Genomic DNA, 17,614 nt, shown 5'->3' on the forward strand with positions numbered 1-17,614 from the left:
TCATGGATACAATAAAACAGAAGACATTAAAAGGGAGTTTCTCGCTCTTTGGCAAGGGACTTCACACTGGTTTGAGTCTTACCGTGACGTTTAATCCGGCTCCAGAGAATACTGGCTATAAGATACAACGTATAGATCTTGAGGGGCAGCCTATCATCGATGCTGTTGCAGAGAATGTAGTGGATACACAGCGCGGAACGGTCTTGGAAAAGGGAGATGCACGTGTAAGTACGGTAGAGCATGGCATGTCTGCTCTGTATGCAATGGGTATTGACAACTGCTTGATACAGATTAATGGACCGGAGTTCCCTATCCTTGATGGTTCTGCAGCGATGTATGTTAATAAGATCAAGGAGGTGGGTATTGTTGACCAAACAGCCCCGAAGGACTATTACATCATACGGAAAAAGATAGAGATAAAGGAGGCGAACGGGTCAGTAATTACTATTCTGCCTGACGACGAGTTCTCTATTACTGCCATGTGTAACTTTGATTCAAAGTTTATCAGCAGTCAGTTCGCTACGTTGGACGACTTTGGAACCTACGCAGAGGAGATTGCGCCAGCTCGAACCTTCGTCTTCGTGCGTGACATTATGCCGTTGTTACAAGCAAACCTCATTAAGGGTGGCGACTTGGATAACGCTATTGTTATCTATGAACAACAGGTTTCTCAAGAGAAACTAGATCAACTGGCCGATCTCTTGAAAGTGCCTCGTATGGATGCAAACAACATTGGTTACATCCAACATAAGCCTTTGCAGTGGTACAACGAATGTACGCGTCATAAGCTCCTTGATATCATCGGAGACATGGCACTCATAGGTAAGCCTATCAAGGGACGCATTATTGCCACTCGACCGGGGCATACTGTGAACAACAAATTTGCGCGTTTAATGCGTAAAGAGATACGTAAGCACGAGGTGCAGGCACCGATCTACGACCCTAATGAAGAGCCTCTCATGGACAACAACCGCATACGTGAGTTGTTGCCACATAGGTATCCCATGCAGTTGGTAGATAAGGTTATCTCCATGGGTGCCAATAGTGTAGTAGGGGTCAAGAACGTCACTAGTAACGAGCCTTTCTTCCAAGGACATTTCCCTCAAGAGCCCGTTATGCCAGGTGTACTTCAGGTAGAGGCAATGGCGCAATGTGGCGGTCTTTTGGTGCTATCACAGCTTGAGGAGCCAGAGAGATGGTCAACTTATTTCCTGAAGATAGACGATGTTAAGTTCCGTCAGAAGGTCGTTCCGGGCGATACTCTCCTGTTCCGTGTGGAGCTGTTAGGTCCTGTTCGCCATGGAATTAGCTCAATGAAAGGCTATATGTTCGTAGGTGATCACGTTGTCGCCGAAGCAACTTTTACGGCGCAGATAGTGAAGAATAAGTAAGGAGGAGTTTAGAAACTCCTCCCCAAAACATAATGATATGAACCAAATAAGTCCGCTTGCCTTTGTTCATCCAGAGGCTCAATTAGGTGACAACAACATTATTGGTCCGTTCTGTTATATCGACAAGAACACCGTAATCGGTAGTAATAATGTGTTCCAAAATGGCGTTACCATCCATATTGGAGCACGAATAGGTGATGGCAACGAGATATTCCCTGGCGCAAGTATCTCTACTAAACCACAGGACTTGAAGTACCGTGGTGAGGACACAATCTGCGTCCTCGGGGATAACAACTCCATACGTGAGAACGTTACAATCTCACGTGGTACAGCATCGAAAGGGAGGACAGTTGTTGGTAGTAACAACCTCCTTATGGAGAGCATGCACATAGCCCACGACTGTGTAGTTGGGTCTGGCGTCATCATCGGCAATTCGACTAAGTTCGCTGGAGAAGTGGTCGTTGAAGACTGTGCCATCATATCTGCTAATGTCCTTTGTCACCAGTTCTGTCGTATTGGCGGGTACGTCATGATACAAGGAGGAAGCCGTTTCTCTATGGACATTCCACCTTATATTATAGTAGGCAAGGAGCCTGCTCGCTACATGGGAGTTAATCTCATCGGATTGCGCAGACGTGGTTTTACGAATGAGCAGATCGAACTCATCCATAACACCTATCGCATCCTTTATGGTACAGGAACGCGTGCAGAGAATATAGCTCGTATAAAGAGTGAATTGCTGGTGACGCCTGAAGTACAGCGAATCATCGATTTCGCAGAGGCTTCGCAACGCGGTTTGATTAAGTAAGAGGTTGAAGGAAAAGACATTAATCGTCGTCACGGGACCAACAGGGGTGGGCAAGACGGAGACAACCTTACGCCTTGCCGAACACTTCGGTGTACCTGTTATCAACGCAGACTCACGTCAGATTTTTGCTGAAATACCCATCGGAACAGCTGCACCAACGGCTGCTCAACAGGCACGGGTGCGTCATTACTTCGTTGGGAATCACCACTTAGAGGACTATTATTCGGCAAGTCTGTTTGAAGAAGACGTTTTGAAGCTCATTAATGAGTCTTCTTCGAAGGTTTCCTTACTGTCGGGTGGCTCGATGATGTACATTGATGCGGTTTGTAAAGGGATTGATGATATTCCAACCATACACCCAGAAGTACGGCAGGAGATGATGCAACTCCTTGAGAAAGAAGGCTTAGCAAAGATGTGCGAGTTGCTTCATGAATGGGATCCAGAACACTGGGCTGTAGTCGATCAAAGCAATCCTCGGCGTGTTATCCATGCCCTTGAGATATGTAAACAGACGGGTAGAACCTACACATCTTTCCGTTCTAATACCATCAAAGAACGTCCTTTTAATATCATCAAGATTGGTTTGAATCGTGATCGTGACACCCTCTATCAACGCATCAATCAGCGAGTTCTGCAAATGATAGACGATGGTATGATCGAAGAAGCGCAACGCGTCTATCCCAAGCGAATGCTTAATTCGCTTAACACAGTGGGCTATAAGGAATTATTTGAGTATCTTGACGGACTGACAACACTCGATGAAGCGATCTTCAAGATACAAAGCAACACCAGACGTTACGCCCGCAAGCAACTCACATGGTACAAACGTGACCAAGAGATGACGTGGTTCTCGCCCGATAACATTGAAGAAATCTTAAATTATCTATATACTATCTCCCTGTAAGCAAGTAAATAACTACTTTTGCAGTAATCGGTGAGTTATATTATAAAACGAAGATTGTAAAGGCAATGATAAAGAGACTTTATTCATTTATTAAAGCTATCTTCCAAGGGATTATACACTTCTTTCCTTGGTACATAAAGCTCTATAAGGGTCGTGCATGGTACACGAAAGCAGCACTGGGGATTACTTCCTTCATCGTTGCCATATTCCTCTATTTAGGCATGGTAGATACTAATTTCCTTTGGCTCTTTGGTAGATCGCCTGGCTTTATAGAAATTAAAACACCTCCAACGTACGCTGCTTCGGAGATATATAGTGCTGACTCCGTACTCATTGGACGGTTTTATAAGGAAAACCGAACACCTGTTAAGTATAGTGAAGTTACTCCCGCTTTCTGGAATGCACTGATTAGTACGGAGGACGAACGCTTCTACAGCCATCATGGAATCGACTTCATGGGCATCGGCGGAGCGATCAAGGACGCTGTTACTCGTGGTGATGGACGTGGTGCATCGACGATTACTCAGCAGCTGGCAAAGAACATGTTCCGTGTGAGGACACAGTATTCTACAGGTTTATTAGGGCACGTTCCAGGGCTTCGCATGCTCATTATGAAGAGCAAGGAATGGATCATTGCGGTGAAACTTGAGCTTATCTATTCCAAAAAAGAGATATTGACAATGTATGCAAATACCGTCGATTTCGGTAACAATTCATACGGAGTCAAGACCGCAGCAAAGACCTATTTCAATACCACACCATCGAAGATGTCGGTTGATCAAGCAGCCACCCTCGTGGGTATGCTAAAGGCTACTACCTACTACAACCCCATCACGCACCCCAAAAACTCTATCCGTCGACGCAACACAGTATTATATAATATGGTGACTCATCATGTATTACCTCAATCGGAGTACACCGCTTACTCGCAGCGCCCACTACGCCTTGATGTACACATGGAAGAGAACTATGACGGTCAAGCTCAGTACTTCCGTCAATATGTTGCAGACGAGTTCAAGGACTGGATGAAGGAGCATGGTTACGACTTGTATAGTAGTGGTCTCAAGATCTACACCACGATCGACACTCGCATGCAGAAGTATGCCGAGCAAGCTGTGTCGAAGCAGATGGAGCGTGTGCAAAACACCTTTAACAACCATTGGCGGGGTCAGAACCCATGGAGGGACGCAAGTGGAAAGGAGATACCAGGCTTTATCGAGGGTATAGCCCAGCGTCAACCCTTCTATAAGAAACTTGTTCAAAAGTATCCCAACCAGCCCGATAGCGTCCTTTACTATCTAAATAAACCTCACAAGGTAAAGCTCTTTGATTATGCAAAAGGCACCATTGAGAAAGAGATGTCATCGATGGACTCCATCCGTTACATGGTACAGTTTATGCACTGCGCGATGGTCGCCATGGAACCTCAAAGTGGTGCAGTAAGGGCGTGGGTAGGCGATATCGACTTCAACACATGGAAGTATGATAAGGTCGTAGCAGAGCGTCAGCCGGGGTCTACCTTCAAGCTTTTTGTGTACACCGAGGCCATGCGACAGGGATTGACCCCATGCACTCGTCGACGTGACGAATACATCAGTATGCAGGTTCTCGATAAGAAGACTGGGCAGATGAAGACGTGGACTCCGCATAATGCCAATGGACGTTTTTCTAACGACTCGATACCTTTGATGACTGCTTTCGCTCGAAGTATTAACTCCATCGCAGTGCGTGTTGGACAGGAAGTCACTATACCAAATGTTATCGAGACAGCGCAGAAGATGGGTATCAAGAGTCCGTTGGATGACGAGCCATCATTGGCTCTTGGCTCAAGTGATGTTAACCTACTTGAGATGGTGGATGCCTATTCTACGATCGCAAACTACGGTGAACAGATTGATCCAGTGGTAGTTACTCGAATCGTAGACATGAATGGCAACGAGGTCTATACGGCTCCACAAAACCATGAGAGAGCCGTAGATACGAAGTCAGCCTTCCTAATGCAACAAATGCTCAAAGCGGGTGTTAATCAAGGAGGAGGCACTAGTTTGGCTTTGCGCCAATACGTTCCTACCGATACAGACTGGGGTGGAAAGACAGGTACAAGTAATAACCACTCCGATGCATGGTTTATGGCTGTCAGCCCGAATCTAGTAGTTGGAGCATGGGTAGGAGGCGAGTATCGCTCCATACACTTCCGTACAGGAGCCCTCGGACAAGGCTCTAAAACGGCCTTACCGGTAGTGGGTGAGTTCCTTCATAGCCTCATGTACGACCGCACCTATCAGCGTTATCATGCCAAATGGGAGGTAGATGAGGATGATGACATCGACCCATCAATGTATAATTGTCTGCCACCTCCAGTCCAACGACAGCTCCCTGACTCGTTAAAAGGACAGAACGCAGCTCGCAGACATCAGCAGGGTGATATTGAGGAGGATATTCCTTCAGATGAAGACAATGCTGAGGGCATGCCTCCCGAACCTGCTCCACCAGCCGAACCTGTTAGTAGACACCAGGTTGAAAACGGCTCAGAAGGTGGCGGAAACACCCATGAGAGCAAGGCAGAAAAGAAGAAGGAAAAGAAGATAAAGGCTGCTAAAGATCCCACCGTAAGTAATATTGAATGGGACTAAGCGGCGTTCGTCAACATCATGGAAGCGGCTATCAATAACGCAATAGACCTACAGAATCCAGAGCTGCAAAAGGCTTTGCAGATCATTCAGTTTACACATCATTCCCTGTTCCTGACCGGTAAGGCAGGTACGGGGAAGTCTACTTTCTTGCGTTATATATCGTCTACTACGAAGAAGAAACACGTTATCCTTGCCCCGACCGGTATAGCTGCGATCAATGCAGGAGGCAGCACTTTGCATAGCTTCTTCAAGTTACCTTTCCATCCATTAGTGCCTGATGACAGTCGATATACGCCTCGCCACCTGCGCGGAACAATGCGTTATAACGGCGACAAGTGCAAGCTCTTGCGCGAAGTGGAGCTTATCATCATCGACGAGATAAGCATGGTTCGTGCCGACATCATTGATTTTATCGATAAAGTGTTGCGTGTTTACAATCGCAATATGCGTGAGCCTTTCGGTGGAAAGCAGCTCCTTTTGGTTGGAGACATCTATCAGTTAGAGCCCGTAGTCAAGGAGGATGACCGCAAACTATTGCAACCTTATTATGCAAGCAACTATTTTTTCGATGCTAAAGTGTTTCAGGATTACCCCTTGGTCAGCATTGAGTTGAATAAAGTTTATCGTCAGAACGATTCCACCTTCATATCCATTCTCGACCACATACGCACCAATCAAGCCACAGACAGCGATTTCAACAGTATTAACGCACGTGTGGGTGCATCCTTGGAACCGCAGGATAAGGACAAAGAAAACTTCACCATCACACTTTCAACACGCCGCGATACGGTCGACTGGATCAACAATGAGGGACTAAACAAGCTTGAGGGCGACCCCGTGATGTTCCTTGGTGAGATCAAGGGAGAGTTCCCCGAGAGTAGTCTACCCACCCCCATGGAATTGAATCTCAAGGTGGGTGCACACGTAATGTTCATTAAGAACGATATAGACAAGCAGTGGGTCAATGGCACACTGGGCATTATCATCGGTATAGATGAGGAGGAAGGTATGCTCTATGTACGCACGGAAGAGGGTGACGACTTGCAGGTTCAGCGTGAAATGTGGGCTAACGTGCGTTATACCTTCAATGAGATTGAGAAGAAGATAGAGGAAGAACAGATTGGAACCTACGTGCAATTCCCATTGAAACTAGCGTGGGCTATCACCGTACATAAGAGTCAAGGACTAACGTTCAAGAACGTTAATATCGACTTTACGGGCGGTGTCTTCGCAGGGGGTCAGGCTTATGTCGCACTCTCCCGATGCACCAGTTTGAATGGAATCAGCCTCAAAGACCCATTGAGGAGGGATGAGGTTTTCGTCCGAGCAGAGGTTACGCAGTTTGCACGTCATTATAATGATCGCAATAGGATAGCCACTGCCTTGAAGCAAAGTAAAGCCGATAAGGAATATTACGATGCTGTGCGAGCATTCGACGAGGGCGATTATGACAGTTTTCTAAACAATTTCTTCCTTGCTATCCATAGTCGATATGACATAGAGAAGCCCGTTGTCAAGCGGTATATCCGCCGTAAACTCGATACTATCAATCAGCTCCGCCGAGAGAACAAAGCCTTACAGCAGCAACAACGCGAGCATGAGGATTTCCTCAAACAGCTCTCTGTTGAATATGTGATGATGGGTAAGGAATGCGAGAAAGAAGGGATGCGTGAAGCCGCCATAGCCAACTATGAGAAGGCTGTGAGGCTCTATGAAGATAACCCGATAGCACGGGGACGCCTCGAAAAACTATATCCGTAATACAAAATAAAAAGCCTCCCCAAGCCCCTCCGAAGGAGGGGATGTGTTCTCACCAAGTCCTGCCTTGATGCAACAAAAAGACCCCCTAAGCCCATCGGAAGGAGGGGATGTATTCCCACAAAGCCCTCGCTTGATGCAACAAAAATACTCCCTAAGCACATCGGAAGGAGGGGATGTGTTCCCACCAAGTCCTGCCTTGATGCAACAAAAAGACTCCCTAAGCACATCGGAGGGAAGGGATGTGTTCCCACAAAGCCCTCCTTTGAATCAAAATTCATATTATGATTAGTGCTGTTGGGGGTAGATTCAAGGAGTGAAAGGAATGAGAAGGAGGGAAAGGGAGTGAAGACAATAGCACTGACTGCTGTTAGTTGTACTCTCAAAGACTAATGTCTTAACTCCTGTCTCCTGTCTCTCGACTCCTAAAAAGGTGCTGTCTTAACTCCTATATCCTGTATTCTGACTCCAAAAATAGAATTAAATTGCATGAAAAAGAATAACAATCAATCTCGAATCATCAGTTTTATCTTCCTCAGCATATTATTGGCTGTGGGCGTAATAGCCTCCTGTCACCATAAAAACAGGCTTGAGGTGGAAGACAATAAAGACACCGTTGCCGCCAAGGAATTTGCCCCTTTGGTCGATAATGGTAAGTTATCAATCGACTTAAAGAGCATTACCTCCGTTGCATTCCCTAAGTATAAACTCTCCAAAGCAACGCCTTTCATCCCCGATTCCGTTAGTGTTGCAGCGGATGAAGAGACTGTCTCCAGCGGTAATTACTCGGCAACTCTTCTGCTCGACACCATCCCTTCCAAAGCCTTCTATCAGTCGGTTGAGACCGCTGCACAACACGATACCTGTTGGCATATTAACAACTTCGCTTTCACTTACGAACATAAGGATAAGCAAGGAGGAGTGTATAAGGTCAGCTTCAGCAAAGGCGGTCAACAGATCTTTGTTACCCATCTCAACAGTGACATGGTGGGGCTTTCTGGTAATTCAAAATTCAAAGTTCAAAATTCAAAATTGTGATTAGTTCTGTTGTTGAAAAGCATCAATAAGTTCTTTGCTGGGGCATTTTTAACACAGAATACACGGATGTTTAACACCTTTGCCCAATAGTGTTTAATACCTTCATACGTGAGTGTTTAATATCCTTATCCGAGTAGTAGGACTAATGGGGGATGGCTGTACGATCCATAGGGCACGGAAGTATAACCCGTGCCCCACGAAAGTACATTTCGTTGATGTTAACAATTCGAGCCTTGTCTTTATAATCTTACGCCAATAAGACTTTATGAAAGCACCAAGAAGAAGCACTTCTAAGACAGGCTAAAAATTGTTCGCGAACAATTCAAGAAAAGTTCGCGAACAATTTTTTAAGTGCCTTGTGGAGTGTAAAAGGTGGAAATAGTAGCTTCATAGAGAGCTTAGAGATGAAGTGTATATATGCCTCTTTCTTTATTTATGGATATTAGTTGTGGAGGGACTTTATGCGTAAGATGGTTAGCGTATTTAATGGAAAAGAAGTAAGTAAATATTTGTAAGATATCTAATTAATACTTACATTTGTATCAAAAGTTACTCTGCGGTCACAAGTGGCATCTTTAGATGGTAAACCTCGTGTTGAAATTAGCTATGGAGATTAAAGCAATGAAATGGATATCAAGTCTATCTTTAATTTTATTACTCGCTGCAATGTTGTTTAGTTGTGGTAGATCTAAGCGAGAGGTAAAGGTTATGAGTCCTACAAAAAAGCCTCAAACAGTATCGAAAGATTTACTTCAAATGTATGACAAGCAAATCAGGTCTTATTATATGGATCTGATGGAAGTGTCAGATGGTGGGATTCTCTCTTTGCCGAATAAAGCCCAAGTTGAATACACTGACGTTGCCGTTGAATTGTTGAACTCTGCACTTCGCAAGAGAGGTTTCTGCCCAGTTGATGATGAGTTAGCGCGAAAAGCGATCTTAAAGTATTTCAATATTGATGTAACTCAGAGTAATTCTGCTTTAAGTAAGTTGCAGTTTAGGAAGTTTATCTTCAAGGATGATAACCATGCAGAGCGTATGCAACAAGCCAAGAGTATGCGATGTGACTTCTTTGAGCAGCCTAATTACTTTTGGAAGTGCCTTATTTATATTCCAAAGTATAACTATCTTATGAGTGTGCCTCCTGTTATTGAAGATGCAGTTCGTATCGAGGGGGTGACAGATGAAGGCTCTGATAAGTTATATAAAGCGAAAGTAAGGCATGGGAAATTAGTTCTTAATCTCGTAGATGATAATTATTTCTATGAGAATGAGTTTATTTTTCACGATAGTAAGATTGCTTTTCAATGGTTAAAGAAACACGATGCAGAGTTTCTCACGAACTTACTTTATGATTATGGATACGATAAGAATGAGGATATTAACAGACTTGTAATGAACGAAATGTTATCGAAGTACAAAGAGGAAAAGCAAGTCTATATGTTTGAAAACACCTTTGCTTGTAAGAAGAATACGAAACATTCATCTGTTGAGATTCGAGAGGGATTGTTGAAAACTATCCTCAACCAACCCGTTAATAATGCACATTATTTTGTGTGGGGGAACCTTCTTCAGGCATATTTATCCCAATTTGTATTGATGAATGAAGACGAACAACCGGAGTGGGTGAGTGCTTTCACGAAGCAAGAACGCTTTCAAATAGTGGCTTATATCAGTTATTATCTTTATCAGTTAGGTGCTAAAAGCGGACAAGATTGGACGTCTGTATTGGGTCATGAGCTTTATTATGAAGGTGCTTTCAGGTCTTATCTTGAGAAGAACAATTACTTAAATCTTCCAGACTATAGGAAGTTATGTAAGAGAGTTTATCATGAGTATGATACCGAGGCAGAGGCGAGTAGTGATATAGGTGATGAGTAGTTCATCTTGTTAAATCCGATACCTATGTATCGGGGCAGTGGTTTCCTCTTCACTTATCTCACATTCTTTTCTATAATTTCTGTGAATTTATAGAAGAAATAGAGATTATTGTTTATCTTTGCACGGATTATTTATAGCATATACAAAGGGCGTGTGTTATGACAAAGCACGAACCGATTTAAACCAGAGACAAGCGAAGTCTTGAAGTGAAGTGAATGTTAGTTGCCAGCACGATAACCCACAATTAGATGTTTTATGAAGAGGTTTTCAAGTCTTATGTTCCTATTAGCTGTGTTGCTATGGGGCTGTCATTCGAAGAAAGCGGAACAACAAACCAATGCCGTTTACACATCAACAACGCCATTGGTCACTGATGTAAACCTTCCGCAAAGTTATGTTGCTAACATTCAATCGTTGCGTAACATTGAGGTTCGCTCACAGCAAGAAGGAATCTTGCAACAAATCTTTGTGAGTGAAGGACAGCATGTTCGCGCTGGTCAACCCTTGTTCCGTATAGCCATTGTGGGCGAGGATGAGGAGATTGCAAAGGCTCGTTCAGAGCAAGAACAAGCTGAGATTGATTTGCAAAACACAAGTAAGCTGACCGAAAATAACGTCATTTCACCGAATGCAAAGCGCATGGCAAAAGCTAAATTGCAGTCTGCCAGTGCCGATTATAAACTCGCCGTACTGCGCAAGAAGTTGGCTGTTATCCGCGCACCCTTTGCTGGTGTCTTAGGGAGGATACCGCAGAAGATGGGTAGTTTCATTCAACAGGATGACCTCTTAACTACGCTTTCTGACAACTCACAAATGCAGGTTTACTTCAACATCTCAGAGACTGATTACCTCGATTTTCAGCAACGTCCCGACCTTTATATGCACCTTCCTCTGAAGCTACTATTGGCTAATGGCAGCACATTCCCAGCCCAGGGACATATCAAGGACATATCGGGTCAATTCGACAATGCCACTGGAACTATTTCTGTTCGCTCTTTGTTTGCTAATTCTAAGGGGCTTTTGCGCAACGGACAGACGGGAACTGTGCAACTATTAGTGCGTAAGAGCCATGCAATAGTTATCCCTCAAGAAGCCGTGTATGAGTTGCAAGACCGCAAATATGTCTTTGTCATCGATAAAAACAACGTTGTTCACCAGCGTCAGATACAGATTTCTTCCGAGGCAACAGGCATTTATGTCGTTGCTTCAGGGCTTCGTCCAGAGGATCATTACCTAACTGATGGCATCCAAAAGGTCAACGATGGCGATAGAGTTCGCACTCGTTTCGTAAGTCCCCGACAAGCAATAAAGTCTAACGAAATCACTATTTAGGTAGATGTTTAAGATATTTATTCGTCGACCGGTTCTATCTATTGTGATAGCACTGGTCATTGCCTTTATTGGTATTCTTTGCCTTTTCAACCTCCCGATCACGCAGTTTCCATCAATCTCACCGCCTAAGGTGAACGTAACTGCCGAATACCCGGGGGCTAACAATGAGTTGCTTGTGAAGTCGGTCATCATCCCGTTGGAGCAAGCCCTCAATGGCGTGCCAGGCATGAAGTATATTGAGAGTGATGCAGGTAACGATGGTGAGGCAGAGTTGAATGTGGTCTTCAAGCTCGGAACCGACCCTAACGTTGATGCCGTCAATGTGCAGAATCGTGTCTCCGCAGCCACTAATAAGCTCCCGCCAGAGGTCATTCGTGAGGGTGTGCAGATATCACGTGAGGAGCCAAACATCCTTATGTACATCAATCTCTACAGTGACGATCCCAGCGTGAATCAAGACTTTCTATTCAACTACTTCGATATTAACATCTCACCAGAGCTGCTTCGTGTAGACGGAGTAGGCGATCTTGATATCCTCGGAACGCGTAGTTACGCTATGCGTGTGTGGTTACATCCGGATAAGATGACCGCTTACGGACTGTCAACCGATGATGTCAGCGATGCCTTGGAAGACCAGAATATAGAGGTCTCTCCTGGTAAACTCGGTGAGAGTGGAGGTACACGTCCACAGGTGAAGGAGTATGTCTTGAAGTATCCGGGGCGTTACACTACAGCCGAACAATATGGTAATATCATCATTAAAAGTACTCCTGACGGTCAAGCTGTGCGCTTGAAGGATATTGCCGATATCCATCTTGGTAGTGAGGTATATGATATCTATTCCACACTGAATGGTCGTCCTTCTGCCGCTGTGACGTTAAAACAAGCCTACGGAAGCAATGCCAGCAATGTTATCAAGCAGGTGAAACAAACCATGACACGCCTTCAGAAGGACATGCCAAAGGGTATGCACTATGAGATCAGTTATGACATTAGCCGCTTCCTGAACGCCAGTATCGAGAAAGTAGTACACACTCTTTTCGAGGCATTCGTGCTTGTTGCACTTGTAGTCTTTATCTTCCTTGGCGACTGGCGATCGGCAGTTATTCCTGTACTTGCCGTCCCTGTCTCTCTCTTGGGTAGCTTCATTGCGATGTTAGCATTCAACATCACACTCAACATGATATCCCTCTTTGCATTGGTGATGGCTATCGGTATCGTCGTTGATGATGCGATAGTTGTGATTGAGGCAGTGAATGTTCAGATTGCACGAAACAAACTCTCGCCCGTCGAAGCGACGGAGAAAGCGATGCAGGAGATATCTGGTGCCATCATAGCAATATCCCTTGTCATGGCTTCGGTGTTTATTCCTGTGGCATTCATGGGCGGTCCTGAGGGTATGTTCTATCGCCAGTTCTCTATCACGATGGCTTCAAGTATTCTCTTTTCAGGCTTCGTTGCCCTCACACTGACACCTGCTCTTTGTGCGTTGATATTGACTAAAGAACAGGAACATAACGTCAAATTAGGATTCATCGGACGCCTATTAAAGAAGTTCAATACCACTTTCGATGCTGGTAGCAAGCGGTATGCGAGCTTACTGCAACACACCGTTAAGCACAAAGCCTTTACACTGCTTGCCATCTTAGTGTTCTGTGGTCTTGCCTATTGGGTGAACCTTGGTCTGCCTTCAGGATTCATTCCGCAAGAGGATCAAGGTATGATTTACGCCGTCATCGAGACGCCCCCAGGCTCAACCATAGAGCGCACGAACGAGGTTGCTCACCAACTCCTTGCCATTGCCAAGAAAGAGGAAGGAGTCGAGAGTGTGTCCTCTTTGGCTGGTTTCGAGATCCTTTCAGAGGGTACAAGTGCCAACTCTGGTAGCTGTCTGATCAACCTCAAGGACTGGAAACACCGCAAGCGTACAGCCAAGGAGATTATCGCTGACCTTGAACAAAAGTGTAAGGTCATCACGACGGCGAACATTGATTTCTTCGAACCACCATCGATTCCAGGTTATGGAGCAGCCAGTGGATTCGAGTTGAGACTATTAGATAAGACTGGTAATAACGATTATCACCAGATGGAGAAGGTTAGTAAAGACTTCGTAAAGGAGCTTAATAAGCGTCCAGAAATAGGTAACGCTTTCACGTTCTATTCGGCCAGCTTCCCTCAATACATGCTCAACGTCAATGACGCAATGGCGCTTCAAAAGGGTGTAGAACCCGGTAAGGCGCTCAATAACTTATCGATCTTGGTGGGTTCAGACTATCAAACGGGATTCATCGAATTTGGCAAGCCTTATAAGGTAATTGTGCAAGCCGCGCCACAGTATAGGGCGTTCCCAGAGGATTTACTCCACCTCTATACAAAGAATGATGAGGGTAACATGGTGCCTTATTCAGACTTTATGACGTTGCAGAAGGTATATGGTATGAGTGAAATCACACGTCATAACCTTTACAACTCATCAGAGGTAACAGGTGCGCCAGCCCCCGGTTATTCCAGTGGACAGGCTTTGAACGCCATTAGTGAAGTAGCCGAAAAGTCCTTACCGAAGGGTTATGACTATGATTGGGCAGGTATTTCAAAGGATGAAGTGGATCAGGGTAACACCGCAATCATCATCTTCATCGTCTGTCTTGTCTTCGTTTACCTCATCTTGGCAGCGCAGTATGAGAACTTCCTATTGCCTCTTCCTGTCATAATCTTCCTACCCGTTGGTATCTTCGGAGCCTTCCTCTTCCTGAAACTATGCGGTCTGGAGAATAACATCTATGCGCAGATTGCCCTCGTCATGCTTATCGGTCTATTGGGCAAGAACGCTGTGTTAATGGTTGAATATGCCGTACAACGAAAGAATCTCGGACAGCCTATTCTGCACGCAGCGATCGAAGGTGCGGTAGCGAGATTCCGCCCAATTCTAATGACAAGTATCGCTTTCATCGCTGGTTTGATCCCACTCGTCTTTGCCTCGGGAGCTGGTGCTATTGGCAACAAAACCATCGGTACGGCTGCAGTGGGTGGTATGATCGTCGGAACAATGTTCGGACTTCTGCTCATCCCAGGGCTTTACAACATCTTTGCATCTATGGCGGACAAGATCGTACACTACCAGAAAGACAAGCCATTAAGCGAAGAGAAGGACAAACGTTACCACAAGGAAGAATCTAAAGAGGAATCAGAATGATGAAAAAGAACCATAGACAGTTACACATTATATATAATATAGCAGCCCTGCTGGGGCTGTTATCTCTCGCAGCATGTAAGACTCCGCAAGCAACCTTACCGAAGGACACCATCAAAGCAAGCCTTCCTGTTGCAACGAGTGACACGGTGAGTGCCATCCCTGTTTGGCGTGATTTCTTCCAGGATGAAACGCTCCGTGCACTCATCGATACGGCTTTGAACAATAATCAAGACCTAAAGATAACCTTGCAGGAGATGGCTATTGCGAAGAGTAATATTCTATCCAAACGCGGACAGATGTTACCTTCCATCACTGCAAACATGGCTGTTGGCGCATCGAAGGTGGGGCGTTATACGGCTGACGGTGCCGGTAACGTGGGTACGCAAATCACGCCCGGTCATAACATCCCAACCGTTACGCCAGATATAGCACCCAGTCTGCAACTCAACTGGACGATTGACCTTTGGAATCAACTCAATAGCGATAAGCGTGCAGCTGTCGAACGTTACCTTGCTTCGGAGGATGGTCAACGCACGCTAAAGAGCCAGTTGGTGGCTGATGTAGCAGAGAATTACTACTCGTTGTTGGCGTTGGATTGCAAGTTGGACATTATGCACCAATATATCAAACTACAGGAACGTGCGGTGCAGATAGCCCGTGTGCAGAAAGAAGCTGACGCCGACACGCAGTTGGCAGTGGATAAGTTTGAAGCCGAATTAGCCAAAGCCTCTGCCGATGAATACCAACTCCGACAGGCGATAACAGAGACGGAAAACAACCTGAACATGCTACTTGGGCGTTATCCAACGCCTATCTTGCGTAATAAAGCGAACTTGATGAGCCGACAGGTACCATCGTCTTTGCAGACAATTCCAACGAGTCTCTTACTCAAACGACCTGATGTTGTACAAGCAGAGCACCAACTTGAGGCTGCAAAATGGGATGTTGACGTTGCCCGCAAAGCATTCCTTCCCTCGCTGAATGTGTCTGCTGCATTGGGAATAGACGCTTTCAACCCGAAGTATCTATTGCGTATTCCGAAGTCAATAGCCTTTAACGTCGTGGGCGGATTGGCTGCTCCAATCATCAACAAAAAGGCTATTCAAGCTAATTTCGACCAAGCGAATGCCCTGCAATTAGAGGCTCTTTACAATTATGATAAGGTGCTGCTATCAGCTTACAGCGATATGACCACCTTGCAGTCGAAGGCTCATAACCTCGCACAATACCAGTCGATGAAGACCAAACAGGCGGAGGCTCTGGCGCGAGCAGTGACCGCTGTCCAGAAACTCTACAACTATAACCGTGCAACCTACCTTGAGGTTCTCGATAGCGAGCGCGAACAACTCGATTGCCAAGTGGAGCTTATTGACACGCAGTTGCAGCAACTCTCCGCCCTTATCGACCTATATCGAGGGTACTTCTAAAGCCCCACCTGATAATCCACCTAAAGCCTCATAGCCGTCCTTCTATAGCCTCTCCCCCGTCCCCTCTCCGAATGGAACAACCCCACCCAGCCTCCCCCAAGGGGAGGAGTGCCTAACGGGAGCCAGTTAGGGGAGGCTTTTCTTTAATTCAAAATTCAAAGTTCAAAATTCAAAATTATGATTAGCTCTGTTTGAAGTAAGGCTTTGCTGAAATACCCGTGTAATATAGTTTCAGTGTAACGAGGTAGCACCTCATTAACAGGAACATCCAGAACAAAAACAAGGAAACGCCCTTCTCCAATCGAAGAGGGCGTTTCTTCGCATTGAAGAGAGCCTTTCTTTGCATCAAAGAGACGCCCCCTTTGTTTGCAAACAATACTATTCACGCCCCTCTCCATTCGGAGGGGGGCGGAGATGAGGCTTTCTTAAGTAGGGACAGACGCCCTCGTCTGCCCCTACATTGGGGAGAGGCTGGGGAAAGAGTTAGGGAAAGAGTTGGGGAGGAACTGTTAAACACTCTTAGGCAAAGGTGTTACACTCTTGGGCAAAGGTTGAGGAGGGATGGGAAGAAGGGTTGAGAGTTATGCATTGAGAGTTATGGGTTTGAGAGTGGCACAAACAAAAAAGAGAGCTTCGAAGATTTCTCTTCAAAGCTCTCTAAAGTAAAAGAAGGCGGCGACCTACTCTCCCGCATTGCATTGCAGTACCATCGGCGCAGACGGGCTTAACTTCTCTGTTCGGAATGGGAAGAGGTGGAACCCCGACGCAATAACCACCTAATATTTCGTTCGGTTGACTGGTTTTGAAGTTGACAAGTTGACTAGTTATTTGTCTTTATTCTTGTCTTCCTTCTGTCTTCTTATCAGTAGATTCGTTATTAAACATTGTTCTTAGAACTAATAACTTGTTTACTCGTTCACTTTTAACTTGTTTACTCGTTCACTTTTAACTCGTTTACTTGTACTCTTTTAACTTGTTTACTTGTCTACTCGTTCACTTTTAACTTGTTCACTTGTCTACTGACTTGTCAGCCGTATAAGGTGACGTATTTCCACAAGCAAAACATTATAGAACTTTTCTACTTCTATCAAGAAGATTACACAGCTCAAAGTCTGAGTCACTGGTCCCCACTCTCCATTACCAGAGGCGGGAGACCCGAAGAAAGTTTCGGGCAATTAGTAGTGCTCGGCTTTGACGTCACCGTCTTTACACCTACACCCTATCAACGTCATCGTCTATGACGACCCTT

The 17,614-nt window shown here is 45.3% G+C and carries 11 protein-coding genes and 2 rRNA genes; 10 read left to right on the forward strand and 3 right to left on the reverse strand.

Features of this window, described 5'->3' with window-relative positions; all coding sequences use genetic code 11:
• Window positions 1–2 precede the first annotated feature (2 nt).
• The 10 genes from D464_RS0109960 to D464_RS0110005 all read left to right on the forward strand — a co-directional run bounded on the left by D464_RS0109960 (window position 3) and on the right by D464_RS0110005 (window position 16,365).
• The gene (locus tag D464_RS0109960) at window positions 3–1,391 is read left to right on the forward strand and encodes a bifunctional UDP-3-O-[3-hydroxymyristoyl] N-acetylglucosamine deacetylase/3-hydroxyacyl-ACP dehydratase (RefSeq protein WP_018911276.1); all 1,389 of its coding nucleotides are present in this window, start codon (window positions 3–5) and stop codon (window positions 1,389–1,391) included.
• 37 nt (window positions 1,392–1,428) lie between these two features.
• Window positions 1,429–2,199, forward strand: a complete 771-nt coding sequence (gene lpxA / locus D464_RS0109965; RefSeq protein WP_018911277.1) for an acyl-ACP--UDP-N-acetylglucosamine O-acyltransferase — start codon at window positions 1,429–1,431, stop codon at window positions 2,197–2,199.
• A gap of 4 nt (window positions 2,200–2,203) precedes the next feature.
• A complete protein-coding gene (gene miaA, locus D464_RS0109970; protein ID WP_018911278.1) occupies window positions 2,204–3,103 on the forward strand; it encodes a tRNA (adenosine(37)-N6)-dimethylallyltransferase MiaA in 900 nt (299 codons plus the stop codon).
• 65 nt (window positions 3,104–3,168) lie between these two features.
• Window positions 3,169–5,736 carry a transglycosylase domain-containing protein gene (locus D464_RS0109975; RefSeq protein WP_018911279.1) on the forward strand — a complete coding sequence of 856 codons (2,568 nt, stop codon included), beginning with the start codon at window positions 3,169–3,171 and terminating at the stop codon, window positions 5,734–5,736.
• A gap of 18 nt (window positions 5,737–5,754) precedes the next feature.
• Window positions 5,755–7,497: an ATP-dependent DNA helicase gene (locus tag D464_RS0109980; protein WP_018911280.1), complete on the forward strand. Its 1,743-nt coding sequence runs from the start codon at window positions 5,755–5,757 to the stop codon at window positions 7,495–7,497.
• 486 nt (window positions 7,498–7,983) lie between these two features.
• Window positions 7,984–8,532: a hypothetical protein gene (locus D464_RS0109985; RefSeq protein WP_018911281.1), complete on the forward strand. Its 549-nt coding sequence runs from the start codon at window positions 7,984–7,986 to the stop codon at window positions 8,530–8,532.
• Window positions 8,533–9,240: 708 nt separating this feature from the next.
• Window positions 9,241–10,413 carry a hypothetical protein gene (locus D464_RS0109990; RefSeq protein ID WP_238309092.1) on the forward strand — a complete coding sequence of 391 codons (1,173 nt, stop codon included), beginning with the start codon at window positions 9,241–9,243 and terminating at the stop codon, window positions 10,411–10,413.
• Between the two features lie 255 nt (window positions 10,414–10,668).
• A complete protein-coding gene (locus D464_RS0109995; RefSeq protein ID WP_024985829.1) occupies window positions 10,669–11,745 on the forward strand; it encodes an efflux RND transporter periplasmic adaptor subunit in 1,077 nt (358 codons plus the stop codon).
• Between the two features lie 4 nt (window positions 11,746–11,749).
• On the forward strand, window positions 11,750–14,938 hold the full coding sequence (locus tag D464_RS0110000; RefSeq protein ID WP_018911284.1) for an efflux RND transporter permease subunit: 3,189 nt from the start codon (window positions 11,750–11,752) through the stop codon (window positions 14,936–14,938).
• Entirely contained in the window at window positions 14,935–16,365 is a 1,431-nt protein-coding gene (locus D464_RS0110005; RefSeq protein ID WP_018911285.1) for a TolC family protein, read from the forward strand. The genes D464_RS0110000 and D464_RS0110005 overlap by 4 nt, the downstream gene beginning before the upstream one ends.
• 181 nt (window positions 16,366–16,546) lie before the next feature.
• On the opposite strand, the gene D464_RS12680 is transcribed toward D464_RS0110005, so the two are convergent.
• From D464_RS12680 to D464_RS0110020, 3 genes are all read right to left on the reverse strand, one after another.
• A complete protein-coding gene (locus D464_RS12680; RefSeq protein ID WP_018911286.1) occupies window positions 16,547–16,711 on the reverse strand; it encodes a hypothetical protein in 165 nt (54 codons plus the stop codon).
• A 321-nt stretch (window positions 16,712–17,032) separates the two neighbouring features.
• Window positions 17,033–17,145: ribosomal RNA gene (gene rrf / locus D464_RS0110015) — 5S ribosomal RNA — on the reverse strand.
• A gap of 374 nt (window positions 17,146–17,519) precedes the next feature.
• Window positions 17,520–17,614 (reverse strand): 23S ribosomal RNA (locus tag D464_RS0110020); the annotation flags it as partial.

The organism is Prevotella veroralis DSM 19559 = JCM 6290 (genome assembly GCF_000377625.1).
GTDB classification, from domain to species: domain Bacteria; phylum Bacteroidota; class Bacteroidia; order Bacteroidales; family Bacteroidaceae; genus Prevotella; species Prevotella veroralis.

What these genes read in the sequence shown, in the direction of transcription:
- D464_RS0109960 (WP_018911276.1), top strand. Translation starts at nt 3, where the DNA reads ATGGATACAATAAAACAGAAGACATTAAAAGGGAGTTTCTCGCTCTTT.
- lpxA (WP_018911277.1), top strand. Translation starts at nt 1,429, where the DNA reads ATGAACCAAATAAGTCCGCTTGCCTTTGTTCATCCAGAGGCTCAATTA.
- D464_RS0109975 (WP_018911279.1), top strand. Translation starts at nt 3,169, where the DNA reads ATGATAAAGAGACTTTATTCATTTATTAAAGCTATCTTCCAAGGGATT.
- D464_RS0109980 (WP_018911280.1), top strand. Translation starts at nt 5,755, where the DNA reads ATGGAAGCGGCTATCAATAACGCAATAGACCTACAGAATCCAGAGCTG.
- D464_RS0109985 (WP_018911281.1), top strand. Translation starts at nt 7,984, where the DNA reads ATGAAAAAGAATAACAATCAATCTCGAATCATCAGTTTTATCTTCCTC.
- D464_RS0109990 (WP_238309092.1), top strand. Translation starts at nt 9,241, where the DNA reads ATGAGTCCTACAAAAAAGCCTCAAACAGTATCGAAAGATTTACTTCAA.
- D464_RS0109995 (WP_024985829.1), top strand. Translation starts at nt 10,669, where the DNA reads ATGAAGAGGTTTTCAAGTCTTATGTTCCTATTAGCTGTGTTGCTATGG.
- D464_RS0110000 (WP_018911284.1), top strand. Translation starts at nt 11,750, where the DNA reads ATGTTTAAGATATTTATTCGTCGACCGGTTCTATCTATTGTGATAGCA.
- D464_RS0110005 (WP_018911285.1), top strand. Translation starts at nt 14,935, where the DNA reads ATGATGAAAAAGAACCATAGACAGTTACACATTATATATAATATAGCA.
- D464_RS12680 (WP_018911286.1), bottom strand. Translation starts at nt 16,711, where the DNA reads ATGCAAAGAAAGGCTCTCTTCAATGCGAAGAAACGCCCTCTTCGATTG.